The following is a 7,644-nucleotide window of genomic DNA, read 5'->3' as shown; positions in this document are numbered from 1 at the left end:
GCTGCTGCTGTACGTGAAGCCAAGAAGTGTATCGAGACAGGCGAAGAAAAGGTTATCCTCTTCAACCTCTCGGGTCACGGTTTGATTGATATGGCATCATACGACCAGTATTTTGCGGGTAACTTGGTAAACCATGAGTTGAAAGAAGAAGATATCGAGAAGATGGCTCATACCGCTTGCTACGGCAACGGACGAACCGGAAAGATCGGTGGATTTGTTGCACTGGAGCAGAAGGATGTTGAGGCGATTTATCGGTTGATGCTGTAATATTGTTGTCGAAGAGGGGAAGCACTGGAATTTCTATCTGTGAGGCGCTTTCCTCATTGTCGGTCGGACAATCTTTATATATTGCATCCGTGACCCGTTCTCACTTGGGCCGGGATGCAGCGCCACTAAATATTCCGTCTTCGCTCTGCTTGTCGGAATATAAGTGTCGGCATCCCTCTACAGTCACGGATTGCAATAATATAAAGCTTGTCCTTCCTCGACACTGTAGTTGATATCACAGATATAATTCACAGTACTTTCCTCTCCTCGAATCAAAAAAATCAAGAGCATCACGACGATAAATCGCGGTGCTCTTGCTAGTTATTGAGTAAGTTTGTTATAGTATAACTTCCATTCCGACTTTCTGTGGAACGAGTCCCATGGCTTCGTAGAAGCGCATGGCGGATTCGTTGCAGCTCCAGACGTTGAGGGTGACGTTGTAGCAGTTCTGCTCTTTTGCAAAGGCGAGGACGTGCTTGTAAAGGGCGGAACCGACGTGTTGTCCGCGCATAGTTTCGTCAACGCAGAGGTCATCGATGTAGAGGGTCTTTACATCGGTCAGGATGTTGTGTCCTACGTGCTGCTGGAAAATGCAGAAAGCGTATCCCATCATGTTGTCGTTTTCATCGACTGCAACAAAGATAGGGGTTTTATCATCACGGATGATAGCGTACAGCTCGTCATCCGTGTATTTTTTTGCGCCGTATTTGAACAGGTCTGGGCGTCCGTTGTGATGGACGAGGCAGACCTGCAGTAATAGCCGGTTCAGGCCGTCAAGGTCAGTGTTTTTTGCTCTTCGGATTATCATAGGTGCCTCCGTTATTTTTCTTTTTTAAACACTTTTAACACTCATCATTTCAATTTTTATCAATCATTACTAATTTTTATTAATTTTTAAAAAAAATATTAAACTTTAAATTATATGAAAAATAAAAATCTAATTTAGAAAAATAAATAGAAATTAATTTTTTAATTAAATAAAAATTATAATAATATTATTTTAAAGTTTTAGGTGATTTAATGGTAGATGCAGAAAAGGCAAAACAACCTAAAGTAAAAAAGAATAAAAATTCTAATTTACCTGATATAAATTTAAAATCATTGATTTTCGGTGCAGCGGCATATGCATTTTTCCCACTTGTTGCAACCCAATATGGAATAGATCTTTTAATGGCATTTGCAGCTATTGGTCCTCTTTATATCGGTTATGAAGCAAAATCATACCTTAAAGCTGTTCTTTTAGGTATTGTAGGTGCAACACCACTTCTTTACTTGACATTTGCAGGATTTTTAGGAGCATACACTCCAACAGAAATGGGAGACTTGATTACTAGTGTTGCAATACTTGGTCTTGGTGCATTGATGGCATTCTTTGGAGCTTACCTTTACCAAGAAAGAGCAAAAGCTAAAGAGGAATATGACATTGCAAAAGGCACCAAAGGAACTAAAAATGTCCCTGTTAAGCCAAAAGAGAAAAAATTCGAAGATACCGGTAATGTTAAAAAGAACATTGCTAACTTATTCCTTCCAAAAGGCAGAAGGAAAAAATAAATTAAATTCAATGAATTCCATTTGGAATTCTCACTTCTTTTTTTATAATTTTTTTACACTCAAATAACAAACTATTTTTTTCAATTTTAAAGACTTAAATTACAGGATATTCTAATTTTATAACTGATTAAAAAGAGCAAGGAACATTAGAATATTTATAAAAAAGAGTAAAAAGAGTAAAAAGAGTAAAAAAAGTAAAAAAAGTAAAAAAAGTATAAAAAAAGTTAAAAAAAAGAAATAAAAATTAAAAAAAATAGTTGAAAAAGTTTTGATCAAACTTTTTCCAAAAGTTTGTAAGATTATGTAATAATCTTTTCAAATCCGCCGTTTTCGAGTGCCATTTTAATTTCACGTGCAACTCTTCTTCCCATACTCATACCTTCACCATATTTGAGGTAACTGTAAGAGGAACCTTCCATGAAAGTATTAGTACCACCGTCAGTTCTTGCACTTGTTTCAAATACAACAACTTCAAGGTTATCGTTTACAAGAGTTTGGATACAGAATGGGCCGTTTAAACCAGGTTTTACTAATTCTGCAGCACTTTTAACTAATTTGTCACCGATTTCAAATGCTTGTGGAAGCAATGATTCTCTCATTACAACTGGGTGGTTACCAGTTACAACATAGGATGGGCTGATGTCAATGGATAATTGGTCTTTAGCAGGCATTCTTACGAATCCATCAATACTGGATTCATATCTGCTGTCCATACCCATAAGTTCAACTTCATCATTCAATGCTGAGTAGAAGTAGTGGATACAGTAGTTACAACCAGACACATACTCTTCAATGTGAGCTTGTTCCACATCTGCATCTTCAATCCATCCACGTTCTTTCATTGCATCAATCTTTTCATTAAATTCTTCAGGAGATGAAGCTACAAAGTATCCTCTTCCACCTCTTGCTCCAGGGAATTTAACCATTACAGCACGGTCAATTTCAGCAGGGTCATCGTATTTCATTGGGATTCTGATTTTACCGTTTACGAGCAATTGTCTTTCCAAGTCTCTTTCAGCTTCCCATCTTAAGATGTCTCTGTTACCAAACATTGGTACATTGAACTTATCTTCAACATTATCCAAACCTGCATATGCAACAAAGGATCCATGAGGGATAACAATTGCGTTCATGTCTCTTAATTTTTGTTGAACATCTTCATTTACAATGTCTTCGAATTTATCTACAATGATGTATTCATCTGCAACATCAAAACGTTGATAAGGTACTTCTCTACCCTTTGCACAAACAATAGCAGTTCTAAATCCTTCTTGTTTAGCACCATTAAGAATATGTAAAGAGGTGTGACTACCTAAAGTAGCGATAGTGATATTGTCCTTATCATACCCTTCCAAAATCTCCAATATTTTTTCTTTACTAACTTTTCCCATTTTTAATCTCCCGAACTAATATTTTTCAGAAATCAACTAAAAGATAAAAATTATTTATCAATAATTATATTATATTTTTATAAACTTATAAAGTTTTATTATTAAATTTTAATTCATATATTATAGAACTAAAATAATGGTAAGAAGATGAGCATGATAATGATGAAATAGCAATTTTCTAAAAAACTATATAATCAATATTACACAAACTTATTATTGTTAGACGAAAACGAATAAATCATTTCAAAATATTGATGATGAATTTCATCAGAATTATTTTAAAATTACTATTTAAAGTGAAAATATGTTGATTGGATTAATATCAGATACCCATATTCCAGATAGGAGAGTTAAGCTTCCTCAAAAGGTTTTGGAAACCTTTGAAGGAGTTGACTTGATCATTCATGCAGGAGACATAACCAGCCAAAGCGTTATAGATGAATTGGAGACAATAGCTCCTGTAGTTGCTGTTGAAGGGAATATGGATAGGGTTCATGGAGAAATTGATCTTCCACCTTCTAAAGTCATAGAAGCAGAAGGCCATAAGATTGGAGTGATACATGGAGAAGTTTATCCAAGAGGGGATACACAACAATTATATTACCATGCATTGCAATTGGAAGTAGATATTCTTGTAAGTGGACATTCACATATTGCACAAATTGAAAAGATTAAAAATGTCATTTTAGTAAATCCGGGAAGTCCAACAAACCCAAGATTATCAGACCCATCAGTTGCATTGATGGAAATTAACGGCAATGACATAAGCATAGAATTCATTCAAACTGGAAGGCCTGTCTGTTCTGCATTGAATTTTTATGAAGAGAAGGCGAAAAAGGATAAGAAGAGGGATTGAAATGGGAAGCAGATGGCAAGTGGAAAAGAAGAATGACCCTTATTACAAAAGAGCTAAAAGTGAAGAGTATCGTTCAAGAGCATCATATAAGCTTAAGCAACTTGATAAGAAATACAAGATCATTAAGGAAGGGGACACTGTAGTGGACTTAGGTGCTGCTCCAGGCGGATGGTCCCAGGTGGCATTGGAAAAGGTAGGCGAAGAGGGAATCGTTGTAGGAGTCGATTTAAATAGAATCAAGCCATTCCACGAACCTAATTATTATGGAATCAGAGGGGACTTCACAAAAGAAATCGTTCAGGAAAAGATAATGGAATTGACAAACGGTAAAGTGAAGGTTCTAATGTCAGATGCTGCACCTTCATTGACTGGAGTGAAAGACCTCGACCATTTAAGGTCTGTAGACCTTGTTGAGACCGTGTTCAAGATTGCAGATAATATCCTTGAAACCGAAGGAAATCTAGTGATCAAGGCATTTCAAGGTTCAGAATACAAACGTCTTTTAGACAGCATAAAATACGATTTCAGAAAGGTCAAATCAACTAAACCTCCATCCTCAAGACAAAAAAGCAAGGAAATGTATATTGTAGGTTTAGGCTATAGAAAAGGGCCTAAAAAGAAAAAATAATTATAAATCAAAATAGTCAAAAATTTTTAAAATAGTTTAAATAGTGAAAAAATAGCTATTAAACTGTTAAAAATATAAAAAATCTAAAAAAAATAAAAACTGAAAACTAAAAAATAAAAACTAAAAAAAGAAAGTTAAATAAAAAATTTATTTAACTGATAAACTGTTATAAGCTTCTTGAGCTATTTTTAAATCGTCTCTTGCTAGTTGTAATCTTTTATCAACTTCTGAAGCCGGTTTATTCATAGATAATGCACTCTCAACATCACTTATATCATTTTTAACTCTTACAAGTTCCACTTGTGCATTCACATATTCTCTTTCTAAAGTGATATTGTTCATCATATAAATCTTATTACCAGTTTCATTATATTGAACTTCCAAATTAGAATAATTATTCTTCAATTCAGCTAACTGGTCATATTGAGTACCTGAAGAAATTCCTCCAGTTAAACTAGAAGAAACTACGCTAAAACCAACATAAGCAACTGCCGCAACAGTAGCTATAATCATTATCACTCCTAAAACAGAAATTAACATAGAAGTTGATTTGAATAGACCCAATCTTGATTTTCTCATAAATTCACCATAATATTATTTAAAAAGTAAATAGCATTATTATTAATTTTAATTTTACACATATTTAAAATTATCAATTTATATTGGTGTTTTAACGAAATAAAGACAATATTCCAATATAGTTCTGTCAATTTCTATAAAAAATTATAACGAAACTGGAACAATTTTTCAATGCGATTATAATGAAAAATTAAAAAATTAAATAAACTTTTATAATATTAAATATAAAAACTATATTACAATGAATTCCACTAACAAAACAAAAGCATCACTTGCACAATTTGAAGAATTTTTCTCAACAATTTACAAGGATGATGTATTAGAAATATTAGAAAAATATCCTGATGAAAGGTCACTTACAGTCAATTACGAAGACTTAGAGAAGTTTGATCCGGATTTAGCTGACTTATTGATAACAAAGCCTGAAGAGGTTATTGCAGCTTCACAAAAGGCTATTAAAAATATCGATCCGTTGATGAAGGAAGATATGAAATTGAACATCAGATTTGAAAATCTTACAAACAACATTCCATTAAGCGATTTATTGAGCGAATACATTGGAAACTTTGTATCTGCTGATGGAATTGTGAGAAAAACTGATGAGATTCGTCCACGTATTGAAACAGCAAAATTCGAATGCAGAGGTTGCGCGAGAATACAAGATGTGGAACAAAACTCTGGAACCCGCATTATTGAACCTTCATTATGTCCAGACTGCGGTGGAAGATCCTTTAGATTGCTTCAAGAGGATTCCAAATACATTGATACACAAAGTGCCAGAATGCAGGAACCTTTGGAAAACCTATCTGGAGGAACCGAACCAAAACAAATGCTTATGGTTTTAGAGAATGATTTGGTAGATGAATTGAATCCTGGTGATAAAGTTAGAATCACAGGAATACTAAAGACATTTAGGGAAGAAAGAAGTGGAAAATTCAAAAACTACATCTATGTAAATCATATCGAGCCATTGGAACAGGAATTTGAGGAATTGGAACTTAGTGAAGAGGATGAAGAAAAAATCTTGGAATTATCTAGAGATCCTCATATACATGATAAAATCATTAACTCCACTGCACCTTCAATCAAAGGTCATAGAGATGTAAAGGAAGCTATTGCATTGCAGCTCTTTGGTGGAACAGTGCAACAATTAGAAGATGGAACTCGTTTAAGAGGAGACCTTCACATCCTTATTGTCGGGGACCCAGGTATCGGTAAGTCCCAAATACTTAAATACGTTTCAAAATTAGCTCCAAGAAGTGTTTACACCAGCGGTAAAGGTACATCCGGTGCTGGATTAACTGCAGCGGCAGTTAGAGATGAACTTGGAGGATGGTCTCTTGAAGCAGGTGCATTGGTACTTGGGGACCAAGGTAACGTATGTGTTGACGAATTGGATAAAATGCGCTCAGAAGACCGTTCAGCGCTCCACGAAGCATTGGAACAGCAAACTGTAAGTATTGCAAAAGCAGGAATTATGGCAACTTTAAATTCAAGATGTTCAGTTCTTGCAGCTGCAAACCCTAAATTCGGTACATTTGACCAATATAAAACTTTAGCAAACCAAATTGACTTGCCTTCACCGATTCTTTCTCGTTTCGACTTGATATTTGTAATTGAAGACAAGCCAGATGTTGAAAAGGATAGGGAATTGGCTCAGCATATTCTTAAGACTCACCAGTACTCTAACATAGCATATGATATAGAGCCAGAGCTTTTGAGAAAATATATCGCTTATGCACGTAAAAATATCCATCCTGTACTTACAGATGCGGCAAATAAGGTATTGGAAGAGTTTTATGTATCTGTGAGAACTGGAGGCATGGAAGAGGGCACTCCTGTACCTATCACTCCAAGGCAATTGGAAGCAACCATTCGTTTAGCTGAAGCAAGTGCAAAACTTCAACTTAAAAATGAGGTGGAAGCTTCAGATGCTCACAGAGCAATCAGCTTACAAAAAAGATGTTTAGAGAAAATCGGAATGGATCCTGACACCGGTAAAATCGATATTGCAAGAGTTGAAGGAAGAACTCCAACATCTGAAAGAGATAAGATGCGTATCGTACAACAAGCAATCAAAGCATTGGAAGAAGAATTCGTTGATGTCCCAGTGAATATTCTCAAAGAGCATCTTGCTGAAAACCATGATATGAGTGAAGAGAAAACAGATGAAATCCTAAGAACACTCAAAGCCAAAGGTCTTACTTACGAACCACGTCATGGTCTTGTAAGACTACTTGAAGATTAAGTGGTCAAGACTGTAAATAAAATTAAATTTTATGCTTGATAAATATCAGGCATTTTTTCTATTTTTTATTTTCAAAATTTCAATGAAATTTTAATAAATTTATCAAAAATAAAAAGATTTTTCT

At 34.8% G+C, this 7,644-nt stretch carries 7 protein-coding genes and 1 pseudogene; 5 read left to right on the top strand and 3 right to left on the bottom strand.

All coding sequences use genetic code 11. The features are described from left to right. Positions 1 to 267, top strand: a pseudogene (locus tag Q0409_RS07750) (hypothetical protein); the annotation flags it as partial. A 337-nt stretch (positions 268 to 604) separates the two neighbouring features. Here the strand turns inward: Q0409_RS07750 and Q0409_RS07745 are convergent. Continuing rightward, the gene (locus Q0409_RS07745; protein ID WP_298536714.1) at positions 605 to 1,075 is read right to left on the bottom strand and encodes a GNAT family N-acetyltransferase; all 471 of its coding nucleotides are present in this window, start codon (positions 1,073 to 1,075) and stop codon (positions 605 to 607) included. Between the two features lie 212 nt (positions 1,076 to 1,287). Here Q0409_RS07745 and Q0409_RS07740 point away from each other — a divergent pair, with 212 nt between their 5' ends. Continuing rightward, a complete protein-coding gene (locus Q0409_RS07740) occupies positions 1,288 to 1,818 on the top strand; it encodes a hypothetical protein (protein ID WP_298536711.1) in 531 nt (176 codons plus the stop codon). Between the two features lie 299 nt (positions 1,819 to 2,117). On the opposite strand, the gene Q0409_RS07735 is transcribed toward Q0409_RS07740, so the two are convergent. After that, entirely contained in the window at positions 2,118 to 3,209 is a 1,092-nt protein-coding gene (locus tag Q0409_RS07735) for a formate--phosphoribosylaminoimidazolecarboxamide ligase (RefSeq protein ID WP_298536708.1), read from the bottom strand. A 304-nt stretch (positions 3,210 to 3,513) separates the two neighbouring features. Between Q0409_RS07735 and Q0409_RS07730 the strand changes: the two genes are divergently transcribed. Both Q0409_RS07730 and Q0409_RS07725 read left to right on the top strand, forming a co-directional pair. Further along, positions 3,514 to 4,065: a metallophosphoesterase gene (locus Q0409_RS07730; protein WP_298536705.1), complete on the top strand. Its 552-nt coding sequence runs from the start codon at positions 3,514 to 3,516 to the stop codon at positions 4,063 to 4,065. Position 4,066: 1 nt separating this feature from the next. Next, the gene (locus Q0409_RS07725; RefSeq protein ID WP_298536702.1) at positions 4,067 to 4,693 is read left to right on the top strand and encodes an RlmE family RNA methyltransferase; all 627 of its coding nucleotides are present in this window, start codon (positions 4,067 to 4,069) and stop codon (positions 4,691 to 4,693) included. A gap of 147 nt (positions 4,694 to 4,840) precedes the next feature. Here Q0409_RS07725 and Q0409_RS07720 read toward each other — a convergent pair whose 3' ends face one another. Further along, entirely contained in the window at positions 4,841 to 5,257 is a 417-nt protein-coding gene (locus Q0409_RS07720) for a hypothetical protein (RefSeq protein WP_298536699.1), read from the bottom strand. Positions 5,258 to 5,513: 256 nt separating this feature from the next. On the opposite strand from Q0409_RS07720, the gene Q0409_RS07715 reads away from it, so the two are divergent. Further along, positions 5,514 to 7,520: a minichromosome maintenance protein MCM gene (locus Q0409_RS07715; protein WP_298536696.1), complete on the top strand. Its 2,007-nt coding sequence runs from the start codon at positions 5,514 to 5,516 to the stop codon at positions 7,518 to 7,520. The last annotated feature ends 124 nt before the right edge of the window (positions 7,521 to 7,644 follow it).

Source organism: uncultured Methanobrevibacter sp., assembly GCF_937898925.1.
Taxonomy (GTDB): Archaea; Methanobacteriota; Methanobacteria; order Methanobacteriales; family Methanobacteriaceae; genus Methanobrevibacter.
The sequence above is the reverse complement of the archived record's forward strand: the minus strand, read 5'-3'. Positions and strand labels throughout refer to the sequence as shown.